This window comes from Mesorhizobium sp. B2-5-4, from assembly GCF_006441095.1.
In the GTDB taxonomy this organism is placed as follows: domain Bacteria; phylum Pseudomonadota; class Alphaproteobacteria; order Rhizobiales; family Rhizobiaceae; genus Mesorhizobium; species Mesorhizobium salmacidum.
Genome location: NZ_VFUR01000009.1, coordinates 252,676 through 270,405, shown reverse-complemented (window position 1 = coordinate 270,405; position 17,730 = coordinate 252,676). Strand labels below are relative to the sequence as shown.

The window sequence follows — 17,730 nt, the reverse complement described above, 5'->3', positions numbered from 1 at the left end:
AGACATGCAGGCTCGAACCACTCCAAAACCCCTTCGGGCCAAAAGTGTTACCCATGTCTCCGGTATAAACCGTAACCCATGTGTCCGGAACGGACCAAGAGGGGATGGTGCCCAGAGGCGGATTCGAACCACCGACACGCGGATTTTCAGTCCGCTGCTCTACCAACTGAGCTATCTGGGCCTGTTCCGGCTAACGAAAACTCGTGCTCCGGATTTTCATAAAGGCACCGTAGGCACCCCTTGAAAGCGCGTGGGTTATAGCATGGGAATCCGGCCTGTCCAGCGCCCAGATGTGGATTTCCTGTAGGAAAAGAAATGCCGCCCGATGGGCTGGTTTCCATGCCGTGCGCCCGCCTATCTGGCGCTTGCCAGTCCCTTGCGGAAGTCGGATGGCGTCATGCCGGCGAGCTTGCGGAAGGATTTGTTGAAGGCGCTGAGCGAGCCGAAGCCACTATCCATGGCCACGCGCAGCACATTGGCGTCCTGATGCATCAACAGCGCCTGCGCGTAGCTCAGCCGCAGAAGGTTGACATATTCGTTGAGCGTCATGCCGGTCGATTTCTTGAACAGGCTCATGGCGTATTTGGGGTGGATGTCGGCGGCCGCCGCTATGTTCACGCAATCGATGTCGTAGAGGAAATTCTCGGCGATGAAATCGCACATGCGCCCGACATTGCGCGACGACTGCTGATCGAAGGGGCTGCCCGCTTCCTGCCCGGCGGCGTTTCCCGGCACCAGCCGGTAGGGCTCGAACCGCACCCGCTCCAGCCGCAGCAGAAGTTCGTTGACGGCGTGCTCGGCCTTGGCCGGATCGCCTGAGCGGGCATAGCGGTTCCAGCGGGCGAAATTGTCGTTGTCGGATTGATCGGTGGCGCTGGTCACCAGCGTCGCGCCGGTCATCAGCCGATGGCGTATGTCCGCCGGTAGGTGCAGCCGAAAGAAATGCACCAGCGGCAGATGCGCGCCGGCATAGATGGCGTCGTCGCTCAAATCGTCCATCTGATGCGGCAGGCCGCCCCAGAACAGGCACATCTCGCCGGCCGAAAGCGATATTTCGTGCTCGTTCATGCGGTAGTGGACGGAGCCGCGGACGATGAAATTCACCTCGACCTGGGCATGCCAATGCGGTTTCAGCATCACCAGCGGGTTGGTGTGGAACATCTGCAGCGCCAGCGGAAAACCCTCAACGCTGCTGGCGCCGGGCTGGTAAAACGGCCTATCGGGCATCTTACTTTCCGCCAATTCCATATTCCCTCTGTCAGGGACAGGCCCTTACCGGTGCCTAGTCTAGCCACGCTCACAGAGAGAGCAAATGAAATGGGAGGATTTCAATGCGCATCACACTGTCCTGCGCCGCGCTAGCGCTTGCCCTGGGCTCCGCCCCGGCCTTCGCGCAATCCGGCGAAATCACGATCTGGAGCTGGAACATTGCCGCTTCATCCCTGAAGGCAACGGTTGCCGGCTTCAACAAGCTGCATCCCGACATCAAGGTCACGGTCCAGGATCTCGGCAACCAGCCGACCTATGACAAGTCGATCGCCGGATGCGCGGCCGGCGGCGTCGGGCTGCCCGATATCGTCACCATCGAGAATGGCGAGGCCGAGAATTACTGGAGCCAGTTCCCCGACTGTTTCGTCGACCTGCATACGCTGGGCTATACGGCGGAAGACCAGAAGAAATTCCCCGATTTCAAGCGCACCGAACTCGAAGTCGGCGACAAGGCCTATGCGATGCCGTGGGATTCCGGCCCGGTCGCTGCCTTCTATCGTCGCGACTTCTATGAGAAGGCCGGCGTCGATCCGGCATCGATCAAGACCTGGGACGATTTCATCGCCGCCGGCAAGAAGATCCAGGCCGCCAATCCGGGGGTCTCGATGACCAATGCCGATTTCAACGGCGACAGTGAATTCTTCCGCATGATCTCCAACGAACAGGGCTGCGCCTATTTCGCCGAGGACGGCCAGTCGATCACGGTCAATCAGCCCAAATGCGTCGACGCCATGACCAAGGTCAAGGAGATGAAGGACGCTGGCATCGTCTCGTCCGCCGACTGGGGCACCAAGATCACCAACAACACCGCCGGAGCCGTCGCCACCCAGGTCTATGGCGGCTGGTACGAGGGCACTATCCGCACCGAATCGGCGGGCGAAAATGGCAAATGGGGCGTCTACCTGATGCCGAGCCTGACCGCGGACGGCCCGCGCGCCGCCAATCTCGGCGGCTCCTCGCTCGCCATCACTTCGGCGTCGAAGAACAAGGAAGCGGCCTACGAGTATTTGAAATACACGCTCGGCACCAATGAAGGCCAGATCACCATGCTGAAGGAGTTCGGTCTTGTCCCCTCGCTGGTCTCGGCCCTGAACGATCCCTATGTCAGCCAGGGCCTGCCCTACTGGGGTGGCCAGGCGGTGTGGAAGGATATTCTGGGCACCTTGCCCAAGGTTGTTCCGAGCCGCGGCACGCAGTTCCAGAGCGATGCCGAGATCATCGTCCGCGCGGTGCAGACCAAATATCTCGCCGGCGGCTACCCCGACGCCAAGGCGGCACTCGACGACGCCGCTAGCCAGATCGCCTCGGCGACTGGGCTGCCTGTCAAGTCCTGACCTCCCAGGACGGGGTCCGGGATGGCAAAAGTGCCGTCCTGGACCCGCCACTTGCTCGCTTGTCTTCAACACCAGGGATGAAGGAGGAGAAAAGATGCGCAACCGCAATGCCACGGCCTATCGCTTCCTCACGCCCTATCTCCTGATCTTCGCCATCTTCTGGGTGTGGCCGATCATCTCCTCGTTCCTGATCTCGTTCCAGGCGACGCGTACCGTGCCGTGGCGCTTCGCACCGGGCTTCAACTGGGGCCGGCTGATCGGCGACCCTGCCTTCTTCAACGCGCTGAAGAACACGCTGCTCATCCTCGTCATCCAGGTTCCGGTGATGATCGCCCTGGCCATGGTGATGGCGGTGTTGCTGAATTCGCCGCTGCTCAAGGCGCGCGGCCTCTACCGCTTTGCCTTCTTCGCCCCGGTCGTCGTCGGCGAGGTCGCCTATTCCGCGGTGTTCCGGCTGATGTTCAGCCTCGATTTCGGCATCGTCAACAAGCTCTTGAACAGCATCGGCCTGCCGAAGGTCGACTGGTTCTCCAATGTCACGCCGGCCATGGCGCTGATCATGATCGCGGTCACCTGGCGCTGGGCCGGGTACAACGCCATTATCCTGCTGGCAGGCATGCAATCCATTCCCGATGATGTCTACGAGGCGGCGACGCTCGACCGGGTGAGCAAGCTCAAGCAATTCTTCTACATCACCCTGCCGCTGTTGAAGCCGGTCATCGTCTTCTGCGCCGTGCTGTCGATCATCGGCACCATGCAATTGTTCACCGAGCCGTTCCTGATCACCGAGCGCGGCGGGCCGGGCGGCGGCACAGAGACGCTCGGCCTGCTGCTTTACCGCCAGGGTTTCCGCTCGCTCAACTTCGGCTATGCCTCGGCCGTCGCCTACACCATGGCGGGGCTCGCCATCACGATCACGCTGGTGCAGCTTTGGCTGACGAGGGAACCGAAATGAGTTCGCTCTCGTCGGCAAGACTGAAACGAAGCATCGCACTGCACCTCTTCCTGACGCCGCTGGCGCTGATCTGGCTGTTTCCGCTGTGGATGATGGTGGTGTTCTCGACCATGCCCGACAACGGCATCTTCAGCCCCGGCATCGAACTGTTGCCGCACGGCAACTTCATCGACAATTTCAACAATCTGCAGCGCGACACCGACTTCGTCGGCGCCATCATCATCTCCGTTTGCGTGGCGGTGACCTACACCGTCCTGTCGGTGCTTTTGACCTCGATGGCCGGATGGGCGCTGGCCCGCTACCAGTTCTTCGGCAAAAGCGTCGTCGTCGCCATCATCCTGGGCACCATCACGCTGCCCTATGCGGTGGTGCTGATCCCGCAATTCATCATGGTGGCGCGCGATTTCAAGCTCGCCAACACGTGGGTGGCGCTGATCGTGCCGCCGCTGTTCAATTCGCTTGGCGTGCTGTTCATGCGCCAGAGCTTTTCCATGATGCCGGACGATCTGTTCGATGCCGCCCGCGTCGAGGGCGTCAAGGAGTGGCGCATCTTCGTCTTCATCGCCTTGCCGTTGGCGCGGCCGATGCTGGCCGCACTCTGCATCATCCTGTTTCTCGCCTCCTGGAACAATTATCTCTGGCCGCTTTTGATCAACAGCCAGCCGGGTTCGATGACGGCACCCGTGGCGCTCGGCACGCTGATCGGCCTGACCAAAGTGTCGTGGGGCGGCATCATGGCGGGTGCGGTGATGCTGACCGTGCCGATGCTCATCGTCTTCGTGCTCCTGCAGCGTCATTTCATCGCCGGCATCGCCGCCGGCGCGGTCAAATAAGGAGCAGAATGGCAACCGTCACTCTCACCAATGTCGCCAAGCGCTTCGGCGCGTTCGAGGTCGTCCACGGTGCCAACATCGACATCGCCGATGGCGAGTTCGTCGTCTTCGTCGGCCCGTCGGGCTGCGGCAAGTCCACGCTGCTCAGAATGATCGCCGGGCTGGAGGACATCAGCGGCGGCGAGATCGCGATCGGTGGCAAGGTGGTCAATGATGTCGAGCCCGCCGACCGCGGCATCGCCATGGTGTTCCAGTCCTACGCGCTTTATCCGCATATGAGTGTCGAACAGAACCTCTCCTTCGGGTTGCGCATGACCGGCAACCCCAAGGCCGACACCGAGCGGCGGGTGAAGCGCGCGGCCGAGATCCTGCGCATCAGCGAATTGATGGAGCGCCGCCCGAAGAAACTTTCCGGTGGCCAGCGCCAGCGTGTCGCCATCGGCCGCGCCATCGTGCGCGAGCCGCAAGTGTTCCTGTTCGACGAGCCGCTTTCCAATCTCGATGCCGAACTGCGCGTCCAGATGCGGGTCGAGATCTCAAGGCTGCATAAGGAACTCGGCGCCACCATGGTCTATGTCACCCATGACCAGACCGAGGCAATGACGCTCGCCGACCGGATCGTCGTGCTGCGCGCCGGCCATATCGAGCAGATCGGCAGGCCGCTCGAACTCTATGACAATCCCGACAATATTTTCGTGGCCGGCTTTGTCGGTTCACCGAAGATGAACTTCATCAAGGCCCACATTGTCGGCCGTGATGCAAAAGGCGTTGTGGTCGAATTGGCGGGCGAGGAGAAGGCCCGTGTCGTCCAGCCGTTGACAGGCGTCGCGCCCGAGCCGGGCAGCAAGGTCATCGTCGGCGTGCGGCCCGAACATTTCGGCATTGCCGGTGAAGGCGACGCTGACCTTACGGTCGCCATCGACGTGGTCGAGCACCTGGGCGGCACGAGTTTTCTCTACGCCAGGACGGCCCATGGCGACGACGTGGTGATCCAGCGCGACGCGGCAAAGGCCCCCGAGACATCAAATGTCACCGTTTCCATCCGCAAATCCTACCTGTTCGACGAAAAAGGGATGCGGCTGCGCTGACCGGCCGCCCCTTTCCCAGCCCGCAAGGAGAATGACATGACTGCATCAACGCCCATTCGCTGGGGCATTCTTGGGCCGGGCGGCATCGCCAAGGCCTTTGCCGGCGGCGTCGCCGGTTCGCGCACCGGTAAACTGGTTGCCATCGGCGCGCGCAATCCCGGCAAGCCGGGACTGGCCGAGAGCTTTCCCGGCGCCCGCATCCTCGACGGTTACGACGCTCTTCTTGCCGATCCGGAGATCGACGCGATCTATATCGCGGTCCCGCATCCAGGCCATGCGCAATGGGCGATCAGGGCGGCGGAAGCCGGAAAGCATGTGCTCTGCGAAAAGCCGCTCGGGCTGACGGCCTTCGAGGCCGACGCCATGATGCATGCGGCGCGCAAGGCCGGCACCTTCCTCGGCGAAGCCTTCATGTACCGGCTGCATCCGCAGATGCTGCAACTGGTGGACCTGATCAAGTCGGGCGTCATCGGCGAGATCAGGATGATCAAGTCGAGCTTTGGCTTCGCCATGCCTGATTTCATGCCGCGGCACCGGCTCTACGCCAACGATCTCGCCGGCGGCGGCATCCTCGATGTCGGCGGTTATCCCGTTTCGATGGTGCGGCTGATTGCTGGTACCGCCATCGGAGCGCCCTTCGCCGAACCAGACAAGGTCGCCGGCACCGCCCATCTTGGTCAATCCGGTGTCGACGAATGGGCCTCCGCTGTCCTGCATTTTCCCGGCGCTATCGTTGCCGAGGTTTCCTGCAGCATCTCGCTCAACCAGGACAATGTCCTGCGCATCTTCGGCACCAAGGGGCGTGTCGAGGTGCCCGACTTCTGGTTCGCCGGCGGCGACCGCGATGTCGGCCCAGGCCGGATCGACGTGATCGGTGCCGACGGCGCGCAAGAGACCATCAGCGTCAACGAGAAGCGCCATGTCTATTCCTTCGAGGTCGATGCCGCCGGCGAGGCGATCCGCGCCGGGCGTCAGGAATTCGCCTGGCCGGGCATGGGTTGGGCCGACAGCCTCGGCACCTTGCGCGTGCTTGACAGATGGCGCGCGGCGGTCGGGCTGGAATATGAGATCGAGAAGGCCTCGCTGCGCACCAACACCATCTCCGGGCGACCCCTGCGCCCGGGCGGCACCGCGATCGGCAAGCGCACCATTCCGGGCCTGGCGAAGCCGGCCTCCGTGGTGGCGCTCGGCTTCGAGGATTTCCGCACCTTCTCCTCCGGGTCGATCCTGCTCGACGCCTTTTTCGAGGCCGGCGGCAATCTCTTCGACACTGGCTATGTCTATGGCGGTGGCTACACCGAGACGCTGCTCGGCCAATGGCTGAGGAACCGTAGCGTGCGCGAGCAATCGGTTGTTATCGCCAAGGGAGCGCATTCGCCGCTCTGCTATCCCGACGTGATCGGCAAGCAGCTTGCCCAGTCGCTCGACCGCCTGCAGACTGACCATGTCGATATCTATTTCATGCATCGCGACAATCCGGACGTGCCGGTCGGCGAATTCGTCGATGCCATGGACCGCGAGGTCAAAGCCGGGCGCATTCGCGGCCCCTTCGGCGGCTCGAACTGGACGATGCAGCGCATGGACGAGGCGATTGCCTATGCCGAGCGAACCGGCAAGCAGAAGCCCGGTGTGCTCTCCAACAATTTTTCGCTGGCCGAAATGCTGGAGCCGATCTGGGCTGGTTGTGTCACCTCCTCCACCGATGACTGGAAGGCCTGGCTGACATCCAGGCAGATGCCGAACTTTGCCTGGTCGAGCCAGGGACGCGGCTTCTTCACCGACCGCGCCGGGCGCGACAGGCTGGACAGCGAGGAACTGGTGCGGGTCTGGTACTCGGAGCGCAATTTCGGTCGTCGCGACCGCGCGATCGAGCTCGCCGCCCGGCTGCGCAAAAGCCCGATCCACATTGCGCTGGCCTATGTGCTCAACCAGCCTTTCCCATCGATCCCCTTGATCGGGCCGCGTACGCTTGGTGAACTGGACGACAGTCTGCGGGCGCTGGACATCGCGCTCTCGCCCGCCGAACTCGAGTGGCTGGACGGCGGCAGCCTGCACGCGGCCTGACAAAACACGGCCCCAAGCGGCGTCAGGTCTCGTCGTCCGACAGTCTGACGCCGCGCCTGGCCGGGGTTCGCAAGCTGGCATACATGCCGGTCGTGCGGAATTGGCTGGGCGTCGTGCCGTAGAGTCGGCGGAAGACCTTCGAAAAATAATTCGCGTCCTCGAAACCGCACAGGATGGCGACCTCCTTTACCGGCAGGAAGTCCGCTTTCGTCAAAAGCTTCGCGGCCCGTTGCAGCCGCTGCTGCAGTACGAACTCGGCGGGCGGCAGGCCCTCGCTCTCGGCGAAACAGCGCGAGAAATGAGCCCGGCTGAGCCCGCTGATCTGGACGAGGTCCGCCACCGGCAGGGCTTTGTCGAGATTGGCGTTGATGTGATCGATGACTGGCTGCATGGCGCTCTGTTTTTCGGCAAAGGCATGCGAGCCGAACACATCGTCATAGAGCGCCATCGCCGCCTCGTAGGCGATCGCCGAAGCAGCACCTGGCGAAGCGGCCCCCTTGATGAGACGCAGGCTGCAATCGGCAAGATGATCGATCGTCGCCGGCTGCAGCCGAAAGACCGGTCCCGACACGTCGAGGATCGACTTGTGGATGCGCAACGCCTCCTCGCCGTTCATCGAGATCCAGAAATATTCCCAGCGCTCGTCCCTGGCCAGCCAGTAGCGGTGGTTGTGCGGCACCAGCACCAGCAGCGTGTCGTTCGTCTGCAGGCGGTAATCGCGGTTCTCGTAGCGCAGCCGGCCGGTGCCGCTGATCGTATGCTGCAGTACGGTGAATGGTGTCTGGCCGCGCTTTCGCCCGTCCCAGTCATAGGTCACGTCCTCGCGCACCTCATAGCCCGTGCTTGTCGGCATGGCATGCAGGCGCTGGCGGCCGCGCGGCAGCGAGACCGTCCGCATTGACTGTCCGTTGGCGATCAAATCCCGCAGCACAAAATTACCCCTGAAAGCATAATCCTTCTCTGGCCGCGCCCGCGAATATGCGCATAATCCCGCCTCGAAGAACGCGAATAACCCGCGATCGAGGAGCGGGCGGGAGGAGAGAAAGCCGGATTCCGGCCTGAATGGCTTGCACGCCAAGACGTGTGGCCGTCTTCCTCCCTTGCTGCTCCTTGCCTAGCATTCGAATAGATCGAGGTGAAGGTGATGAGTTTCAAAATCGCTATTATCGGCGCCGGCAGCGTCGGTTTCACCAAGAAGCTGTTCACCGATATTCTCTGCGTGCCTGAATTCAAGGACATCGAATTCGCGCTGACGGACCTCAGCGAGCACAATCTGGGGATGATCAAGGCGATCCTCGACAGGATCGTCGAGGCGAACGGATTGCCGACCAGGGTGACCGCGACAACCGACCGCCGCAAGGCAATCGAGGGCGCTCGCTATATCATCAGCTGCGTGCGGGTCGGCGGCCTCGAAGCCTATGCCGACGATATCCGCATTCCCTTGAAATACGGTATCGACCAGTGTGTCGGGGACACGATCTGCGCCGGCGGCATCCTCTACGGCCAGCGCAATATTCCGGTGATCCTCGATTTCTGCAAGGACATCCGCGAAGTCGCCGACACCAACGCCAAATTCCTCAACTACGCCAACCCGATGGCGATGAACACCTGGGCGGCGATCGAATACGGCAAGGTCGACACGGTCGGCCTCTGCCATGGTGTCCAGCACGGCGCCGAACAGATCGCCGCGGTGCTGGGCGCGAAATCGCCGCGGGAACTCGACTATGTCTGTTCCGGCATCAACCACCAGACCTGGTTCATTGATTTGCGGCTGAACGGCCGAAAGATCGACAAAGATGAGCTAGTCGCCGCCTTCGAGGCGCATCCGGTCTATTCCCAGCAGGAAAAGCTTCGCATCGATGTGCTCAAGCGTTTCGGCGTCTATTCGACTGAAAGCAACGGGCATCTTTCCGAATATCTGCCCTGGTACCGCAAGCGCCCCGACGAGATCACGCGCTGGATCGACATGTCGGACTGGATCCATGGCGAAACGGGCGGCTATCTCCGCTATTCCACGGAAACCCGCAATTGGTTCGAGACCGAATATCCGCAATTCCTCGAAGCGGCATCGAAGCCGATCGACGCCTCAAAGCGCTCCAACGAGCATGCCAGCCACATATTGGAGGCGCTGGAAACCAACCGCGTCTATCGCGGCCACTTCAACGTCAAGAATGACGGCGTGATCACCAATCTGCCGCGCGACGCCATCATCGAATCGCCCGGTTTCGTCGACCGTTTCGGCATCAACATGGCCGCCGGCATCACACTGCCGGAAGCCTGTGCCGTCACCTGCATGGCCTCTATCAACGTTCAGCGCATGTCGGTCCATGCCGCCATCTCTGGCGACATCGATCTTCTGAAGCTTGCCGTGCTGCACGACCCGCTGGTCGGCGCCGTGTCGACGCCGGAGGAGGTCTGGCAAATGGTGGACGAAATGGTCGTCGCCCAGGCGCAATGGTTGCCGCAATATGCCCACGCGGTTCCTGCGGCCAAAGAGCGGCTGTCGAAATCCACAGTCAAGACCCGGGAATGGGCGGGTGCCGCGCGGCGGAACGTGCGCTCGATCGAGGAGCTGCGGGCAGAAAAGGCCGCGCTGAAACAGGCCGTCTGAAAACCGGGCGCGGCGGCGGACCCTCGGGAGGCAGGTCCACCGCAGTCAGCCGCCCGGAGAAATCACGGGAGAAGTGTGAAGCGGTTCTCCGTCCGGAATTGCATAGAGACATAGACAAGACGAGCAGCAGCAAACGTCTGAACACGAGGGAGGACACTAATGAGGAACCTACGCAGTATTGGCATTGCCGCTGGACTGGCGCTGAGCGTCTCCGTTCCAGCGCTCAACGCTTTCGCTTCCGAACCGACCGTCCCGCCGGTGCCGGCGACGTTTCCGGCGGAGGGCAAGATCAAATACGTGGCGCGCGACTCCATCCTGGAGTTCAAGGCGCTGCCCGAGTATCACGAGCCCGGCTGGGTGACGGAAAAATACGTCAAGGCCGGCAAGCTGCCGCCGGTCAAGGAAAGGCTGCCGAAGGAGCCGCTTGTCTTCAAGACGGGCAACATGCCGAACGGCGTCGGCGTCTACGGCGATACGATGCGCCATGTCATCGGCGGCCGGCCGGAAGGCTGGAACTACGGCGCCGGCCAGACCCAAGGCTGGGGCGGCATCGACATCGGCCTTTCCGAGTGCCTGACGCGCACCGCGCCGCTGTTCCAGGTCGAGGCGAAGGATACCGAGCCGCTGCCCAACCTCGCCAAAAGCTGGGATTGGTCAGCTGATGGCCACAAGCTGACCATGCATCTCGTCGAAGGTGCCAAATGGTCCGACGGCGTGCCATTCAACGCCGACGATGTCATGTTCTACTGGGACGACGAGGTCTTGGATCCCAACGTCTCGCCGCTCAACGGCGCCACCCAGGAAACCTTCGGTGTCGGCACGACGCTCAAGAAGATCGACGACTACACCGTCGAGTGGACCTTCAAGGACGCCTTCCCGAAACAGCACCTCTACGCAATGGCCTATGGCACCTTCTGCCCCGGTCCCTCGCATATCTTGAAGCCGCAGCACCCGAAATATTCGAAGAACACCTACGACCAGTTCAAGAACGCCTTCCCGCCGGAGTATATGAACATGCCGGTCATGGGCGCCTGGGTGCCGGTCGAATATCGGGCCGACGACATCATCGTCATGCGCCGCAATCCCTATTATTGGAAGGTGGACGAGAAGGGCAACCAGCTGCCCTATCTCAACGAATTGCATTACAAGCTGTCGACCTGGGCCGACCGGGACGTTCAGGCGGTCGCCGGCGCAGGCGACTTCTCTAATCTCGAGCAGCCGGAAAACTTCGTTGCCTCTCTGAAGCGCGCGGCGGAAGCGAATGCGCCGGCGCGCCTTGCCTTCGGCCCGCGCCTCATCGGCTATAACCTGCGCATGAATTTTTCCGCCAATGGCTGGGGCAATCCGGACGAGCGCGGCCAGGCGATCCGCGAACTGAACCGCAACGAGGATTTCCGCAAGGCCGTCACCATGGCGCTTGATCGCAAGGCGCTGGGCGATTCCCTCGTCAAGGGGCCGTTCACCGCGATCTATCCTGGCGGCCTCTCCTCGGGCACCAGCTTCTACGACCGCAAATCCACCGTCTACTATCCTTTCGACCTCGAGGGCGCCAAAGCCGAACTCGCCAAGGCCGGACTGAAGGACACTGACGGCGATGGTTTCGTCAACTTCCCGGCCGGTACCGCCGGCGGCAAGAATGTCGAGATCGTGATGCTGGTCAACAACGACTACACCACCGACAAAAGCCTCGCCGAAGGCGTGGTTGCGCAGATGGAGAAGCTTGGTCTGCGGATCGTGCTCAACGGGCTCAACGGTACCCAGCGCGATGCCACGCAATATTCAGGCCGTTTCGACTGGCTGATCCGGCGCAATGAGCAGGAGCTGACCTCAGTGGTGCAGAACACCGTGCAGCTCGCTCCAGTCGGCCCCAAGACCAGCTGGGATCACCGCGCGCCGGAAAGCGGGGAGGTCGATCTGATGCCTTTCGAGAAGGATCTCGTCGACATCGTCAACAAGTTCGTCTCGTCGGCGGATAATAACCAGCGCGCCAGTCTGATGCGGGACTTCCAGAAAATCTCGACCGAACACGTCTACAATATCGGCCTGACGGAATATCCCGGCGCGCTGATCATCAACAAGCGCTTCTCGAACATTCCGCAAGGCACGCCGATCTTCATGTTCAACTGGGCTGAGGATTCCATCATCCGCGAACGGGTCTTCGTCGCGGCCGACAAGCAGGCCAAATACGAGTTGTTCCCGGAAGAGCTTCCCGGCAAGCCTGGAGACAAGGGTCCGATGTAAGTTTACCTCCCCTGACTGAGAGAGACCCGGCCGCGCCGCTGGCGCGGCCGGGACAAACCAACCCTCCGAGCGCCCCCAAGGAGCGTCCGGCGAGATGAGGAAGCGGACCGCCCATGCTGCGATTCCTGCTCACGCGTATAGCGTCGGCAATACCGGTTCTCGCTATTCTGAGCCTCGTCACCTTTGCCATCATCCAGGCGCCGCCTGGCGACTATGCCGATTACATCCGCTCGCAATTGATCAACCAGGGCGGAGCCTCCTTCGCCGAGGCTGATGCTCAGGCTCAGGCCTATCGCGTCGAGCACGGCCTCGATAAGCCGCTGCCCGTCCAGTATCTCAACTGGATCGGCGGCATCGTCACTCACGGTGATTTCGGCTACAGCCTCTATTACAACAAGCCGGTGGCCGACGTCGTCGGCGAGCGCCTGCCGCGCACGCTGCTTCTGGCTTTGGTCTGCCATCTGCTCGCCTCGGTGCTGGGCATCACCTTCGGCATCTGGGCGGCGACCCGGCAATACACCTGGATCGACTCGACCCTGTCGGCGATTTCGTTCCTCGGCATGACGGTGCCGCGCTTCCTGATGGCGCTGATCATCGTCTATCTCCTGGTCTTCCAGTTCAATGTCTCGGAGATCGGCTCATTCTTCTCGCCGCAATATGGCGGCGCGCCATGGTCGTGGGCGAAGTTCGTCGACCTGGTCAAGCATGTCTGGCCGGTGGTGGCGATCGCCACCTTCGGCGGCCTTGCCTACAATATGCGCGTCATGCGCGGCAATCTGCTCGATACGCTCAACGCGCAATATGTCGAGACGGCCAAGGCCAAGGGCTTGACCGGTAGCGCCGTCGTGATGCGCCACGCCGTACCGAATGCGCTGCATCCGCTGGTCATGTATCAGGGCGTGGTGCTACCCTATATGCTGACCGGCGAGATCGAGACGGCGATCATCTTCGCGCTGCCGACCGTCGGTCCGGCGATCGTCGGCTCGATGGCGGTCGGCGACGTCTATGTCACCGCCACCTTCATGATGGTGCTGTCGGCGACGCTGATCGTCGGCAACATCATCGCCGACATGCTGCTCGTCCTGCTCGATCCGCGCGTGCGCCAGTTCGGGGAGGGTTAGATGCTGGCACGAGATCCTTCACCACCGCCACTGCCGGCCGAGCGAGCCACAGTGGCGCCCGCACGCGGCAATGAGAGCTACATGGCGCTTGTCTGGCGCCGGCTGAAGCGCTCCTGGACCGGCATGGCCGGGCTTTGGCTGGTCGTGCTGCTCCTGGTCATGGCCGTATTCGCCGAATTCCTGGCGCCGATGGACCCGAAGGCGACCGATGTCGGCTTCGCCCCGCCGCAGCTGCCGTCCTTCCACGACAAGGATGGCAATTTCGTCGCGCGGCCGAGGGTCTATGCACTGTCCGATTCGGCCGACCTCGATCCGGTTACTTTCCAGCCCATCGTCGGCCCCGACTACGACCACCCGAGGCTGCTTGGCTTCTTCGTCGAAGGCGCACCGTACAAGCTCTTCGGACTGATACCGGCGAACCGGCATTTCTTCGCCTCGACGGATGGCCAGCCGGTGCATTTCCTCGGCACCGACAAATTCGGCCGCGACGTGCTGTCGCGCGCCATCCACGGCTCGCGCGTCTCACTGATGATCGCGCTGACGGTCGTCTTCATCATCACCGTCATCGGCACCACCGTCGGCATGGTCTCCGGCTATTTCGGCGGCCGGTTCGACGTCTGGATGCAGCGCTTCGTCGAACTGGTGCTCGCTTTCCCGCAACTGCCGCTCTACCTGGCGCTGACGACGTTGATCCCGGTCACCGCGCCGACCAATGTGTTCCTCGCCTTCGTCATCATTGTCATGTCGGCGCTGGGCTGGGCGCAGATGTCGCGCGAGGTGCGCGGCAAGACGCTGGCGCTGGCGCGCATAGAGTATGTGCGCGCCGCCATGGCGGTCGGCGCGACAGACCGGCGCATCATCCTGCAGCACATCTTTCCCAATGTGATGAGCCACGTGATTGTCGCCGTGACGCTGGCGATCCCGACGGTGGTGCTGCTCGAATCCTTCCTCGGGTTCCTCGGTTTTGCCGTCAAGCCGCCGCTGATCTCCTGGGGCCTGATGCTGCAGGACACCGCGACCTATTCGGTCATCGGCACTTATCCCTGGATCCTGTCGCCGGTCGGTTTCGTGCTCGTCACCGTCTTTGCCTTCAACGCGCTGGGCGACGGCCTGCGCGATGCCGTCGATCCGTATTGAGGGGACCGGGATGACCATTGTACTCGCCGAGCCCTTCGCACCAGCTTTCCGCCTTGACCATGATGGGCGCCAGGGAGAGCCCGTCATCGATGCCCGCAACATCGAGGTGGCCTTCAAGGTCGAACACGGTGTCGTCGAGGCGGTCAAGGACATCTCGTTTCAGCTCTATCGCGGCGAGACGATCGCGATCGTCGGCGAATCCGGTTCCGGCAAGTCGGTGACGGCGCGCACCGTCATGGGGCTGCTGTCGCGCCGCGCCACCGTGTCGCCGAAATCGAGCATCTGTTACGACGGGCGGGACATCCTGAAATTTTCCGAAAGCGCCCGGCGCAAGCTGCGCGGCAACCGCATCTCGATGATCTTCCAGGAGCCGATGAGCTCGCTCAATCCGATCTATACGGTCGGCAGCCAGATCGTCGAAGCAATCCGGGTGCATCGCAAGGTGAGCCGCAAGCAAGCCTGGGCGCGGGCGCTAGAGCTGCTGCGGCATGTGCAGATCCCCGAACCCGAAGCGCGGCTCAAACAATATCCGCACCAGCTCTCGGGCGGGCAGCGGCAGCGCGTGATGATCGCCATGGCGCTCGCCAACGATCCCGACGTGCTGATCGCCGATGAGCCGACGACCGCGCTTGATGTCACGGTCCAGGCGCAGATCCTCAACCTGATCCGCAATCTGCAGAAAGAGCTGCGGATGGCGGTGATCCTGATCACCCACGATCTCACCGTGGTGCGCAAGTTTTCGGACTACGTCTATGTGATGCAGCATGGCGAAATGTGCGAGCACAACGTCACCGAACGGCTCTTCGCCGCTCCGCGGCATCCCTACACCCAGCGGCTGCTTGCCTCCGAGCCACGCGGCCGGCCGCAACCGCTGCCCGAGGGCAGCGGCACCATCCTCGAGGCGAACGGCGTGCGCGTCTGCTTCATGCTGCGCCATGGAACGTTCCTGAAGCCGGACTGGCGCGAACTGGTTGCCGTCGACGACCTCGACCTCAAGCTTTGCCGCCACGAGACGCTGGGACTGGTCGGCGAATCCGGTTCTGGCAAGACCACATTCGGCCAGGCGCTGCTGAGGTTGGCCGACGCCAAACGCGGCGAGATCCGCTTCGATGGCCAGCCTATCCATGGCCTGTCGCGAGGCGAGATGCGGCCGCTGCGTTCGCGCATGCAGATCGTCTTCCAGGATCCGTTCTCCTCGCTCAACCCGCGTATGACGATCGGCCAGATCATCGAGGAAGGGCTGATCGTCAACAGCATCGGCGCGACACGGCGCGAGCGGGTCGAGCGGGTGCGCGAGGCACTGGTCAGTGCCGGCATGCCGGGCGATATCCTGTCGCGGTTTCCGCATGAGTTCTCCGGTGGCCAGCGCCAGCGTATCGCGATTGCGCGGGCCATCGCACTCGAACCCGAATTCATCCTGCTCGACGAGCCGACATCGGCGCTCGACCTCTCCGTCCAGGCGCAGATCATCGACCTGCTGCGCAAGCTGCAGGACGAGCGTGGTCTGAGCTATCTCTTCATCTCGCACGACCTCAAGGTGGTGCGCGCGCTGTGCCACCGCGTCATCGTCATGCAGCACGGCAAGATCGTCGAGCAGGGCCCTGTCGACGAGGTCCTCACCAATCCCAAGACCGCCTACACCGAACGGCTCGTCAGGGCCGCTTTCGACGTGGCCTGAACACATGCCGGAGGTTACATTGGCAAGACATCCCAGGATCACTTTCATCGGCGCCGGTTCGACGGTGTTCATGAAGAACATCGTCGGCGACGTGCTGCAGCGCCCGGCACTTTCGGGCGCCACGATCGCGCTGATGGACATCAATCCGCAGCGGCTGGAAGAAAGCGCCGTCGTCGTCAACAAGCTGATCGCCACACTCGGCGTCAAGGCGAAGGCCGAGACCTACACGGACCAGCGCAAGGCGCTGGCGGGCGCCGATTTCGTCGTCGTCGCCTTCCAGATCGGCGGCTATGAGCCCTGCACCGTCACGGATTTCGAGGTGCCGAAGAGATACGGACTGCGGCAGACGATCGCCGATACGCTCGGTGTCGGCGGCATCATGCGGGGCCTGAGGACCGTGCCGCATCTGTGGAAGATCTGCGAGGACATGCTTGCAGTCTGCCCGCAGGCGATCATGCTGCAATACGTCAACCCGATGGCGATCAACACCTGGGCGATCTCAGAGAAATATCCCGAGATCAGGCAGGTCGGGCTGTGCCACTCGGTGCAAGGCACGGCGATGGAACTGGCGCACGACCTCGACCTTCCTTACGACGAGATTCGTTACCGCTCGGCTGGTATCAACCACATGGCCTTCTACCTGAAGTTCGAGCATCGCCAGCCGGACGGATCCTACCGCGACCTCTATCCCGATCTCGTGCGCGCCTATCGCGAAGGCCGCGCGCCGAAGCCCGGCTGGAACCCGCGCTGCCCCAACAAGGTGCGATACGAGATGCTGACGCGGCTGGGCTATTTCGTCACCGAAAGCTCGGAGCATTTTGCCGAATACACGCCCTATTTCATCAAGGACGGCCGCCCCGATTTGATCGAGAAATACGGCATTCCGCTCGATGAATACCCCAAGCGCTGCATCGAGCAGATCGAGCGCTGGAAGGACCAGGCGCAGGCGTATAGCTCGGCCCAACGTATCGAGGTCGAGGAGTCCAAGGAGTATGCCTCCTCGATCATGAATTCGGTCTGGACCGGTGAGCCGTCGGTGATCTACGGCAATGTCCGCAACAATGGCTGCATCACCTCGCTGCCCCGCGATTGCGCGGCCGAAGTGCCGTGCCTGGTCGATGCGTCCGGCATCCAGCCGACCTATATAGGCGACCTGCCGCCGCAATTGACGGCGCTGATCCGTACCAACATCAACGTGCAGGAACTGACGGTGCGGGCGCTGATGACGAAAAACCGCGAGCACATCTATCACGCGGCGATGATGGACCCGCACACGGCGGCCGAACTCGACCTCGACCAGATCTGGTCATTGGTCGACGATCTCCTGGCCGCCCACGGCGACTGGCTTCCGGCCTGGGCGCGTGGTGATCGCAAGAACCAGGCCGCCTGACCGGCGGCC

At 62.4% G+C, this 17,730-nt stretch carries 13 protein-coding genes and 1 tRNA gene; 11 read left to right on the top strand and 3 right to left on the bottom strand.

Going from position 1 to position 17,730, the window contains the following annotated elements; genetic code table 11:
• Positions 1–105: 105 nt before the first annotated feature.
• A tRNA-Phe gene (locus FJ492_RS14465) sits at positions 106–181 on the bottom strand.
• A gap of 173 nt (positions 182–354) precedes the next feature.
• Entirely contained in the window at positions 355–1,227 is an 873-nt protein-coding gene (locus tag FJ492_RS14460; RefSeq protein ID WP_140713384.1) for a helix-turn-helix domain-containing protein, read from the bottom strand.
• Between the two features lie 104 nt (positions 1,228–1,331).
• On the opposite strand from FJ492_RS14460, the gene FJ492_RS14455 reads away from it, so the two are divergent.
• The 5 genes from FJ492_RS14455 to FJ492_RS14435 all read left to right on the top strand — a co-directional run bounded on the left by FJ492_RS14455 (position 1,332) and on the right by FJ492_RS14435 (position 7,543).
• Positions 1,332–2,603, top strand: coding sequence for an ABC transporter substrate-binding protein (locus FJ492_RS14455; protein ID WP_140504757.1), 1,272 nt, complete (start codon positions 1,332–1,334; stop codon positions 2,601–2,603).
• Positions 2,604–2,697: 94 nt separating this feature from the next.
• Positions 2,698–3,558: a sugar ABC transporter permease gene (locus tag FJ492_RS14450; protein ID WP_140770528.1), complete on the top strand. Its 861-nt coding sequence runs from the start codon at positions 2,698–2,700 to the stop codon at positions 3,556–3,558.
• Positions 3,555–4,391, top strand: a complete 837-nt coding sequence (locus tag FJ492_RS14445; protein WP_027146569.1) for a carbohydrate ABC transporter permease — start codon at positions 3,555–3,557, stop codon at positions 4,389–4,391. Before FJ492_RS14450 ends, FJ492_RS14445 begins: the two co-directional genes overlap by 4 nt.
• An 8-nt stretch (positions 4,392–4,399) precedes the next feature.
• A complete protein-coding gene (gene ugpC / locus FJ492_RS14440; protein ID WP_140770526.1) occupies positions 4,400–5,479 on the top strand; it encodes a sn-glycerol-3-phosphate ABC transporter ATP-binding protein UgpC in 1,080 nt (359 codons plus the stop codon).
• A gap of 36 nt (positions 5,480–5,515) precedes the next feature.
• The gene (locus FJ492_RS14435; RefSeq protein ID WP_140504753.1) at positions 5,516–7,543 is read left to right on the top strand and encodes an aldo/keto reductase; all 2,028 of its coding nucleotides are present in this window, start codon (positions 5,516–5,518) and stop codon (positions 7,541–7,543) included.
• A gap of 22 nt (positions 7,544–7,565) precedes the next feature.
• On the opposite strand, the gene FJ492_RS14430 is transcribed toward FJ492_RS14435, so the two are convergent.
• Positions 7,566–8,621, bottom strand: coding sequence for an AraC family transcriptional regulator (locus FJ492_RS14430; RefSeq protein WP_348640972.1), 1,056 nt, complete (start codon positions 8,619–8,621; stop codon positions 7,566–7,568).
• A gap of 66 nt (positions 8,622–8,687) precedes the next feature.
• On the opposite strand from FJ492_RS14430, the gene FJ492_RS14425 reads away from it, so the two are divergent.
• From FJ492_RS14425 to FJ492_RS14400, 6 genes are all read left to right on the top strand, one after another.
• Positions 8,688–10,154 (top strand): alpha-glucosidase/alpha-galactosidase, encoded by a 1,467-nt coding sequence (locus FJ492_RS14425; protein WP_140504749.1) that lies wholly within the window; start codon positions 8,688–8,690, stop codon positions 10,152–10,154.
• Between the two features lie 159 nt (positions 10,155–10,313).
• Complete coding sequence (locus FJ492_RS14420) at positions 10,314–12,395, top strand: ABC transporter substrate-binding protein (protein ID WP_140748183.1); 2,082 nt, start codon at positions 10,314–10,316, stop codon at positions 12,393–12,395.
• Positions 12,396–12,508: 113 nt separating this feature from the next.
• On the top strand, positions 12,509–13,516 hold the full coding sequence (locus tag FJ492_RS14415; RefSeq protein ID WP_140713390.1) for an ABC transporter permease: 1,008 nt from the start codon (positions 12,509–12,511) through the stop codon (positions 13,514–13,516).
• The gene (locus tag FJ492_RS14410) at positions 13,517–14,653 is read left to right on the top strand and encodes an ABC transporter permease (RefSeq protein ID WP_027146562.1); all 1,137 of its coding nucleotides are present in this window, start codon (positions 13,517–13,519) and stop codon (positions 14,651–14,653) included.
• 10 nt (positions 14,654–14,663) lie between these two features.
• On the top strand, positions 14,664–16,331 hold the full coding sequence (locus FJ492_RS14405) for an ABC transporter ATP-binding protein (RefSeq protein WP_140713392.1): 1,668 nt from the start codon (positions 14,664–14,666) through the stop codon (positions 16,329–16,331).
• A gap of 19 nt (positions 16,332–16,350) precedes the next feature.
• On the top strand, positions 16,351–17,721 hold the full coding sequence (locus FJ492_RS14400) for an alpha-glucosidase/alpha-galactosidase (protein ID WP_140770524.1): 1,371 nt from the start codon (positions 16,351–16,353) through the stop codon (positions 17,719–17,721).
• The last annotated feature ends 9 nt before the right edge of the window (positions 17,722–17,730 follow it).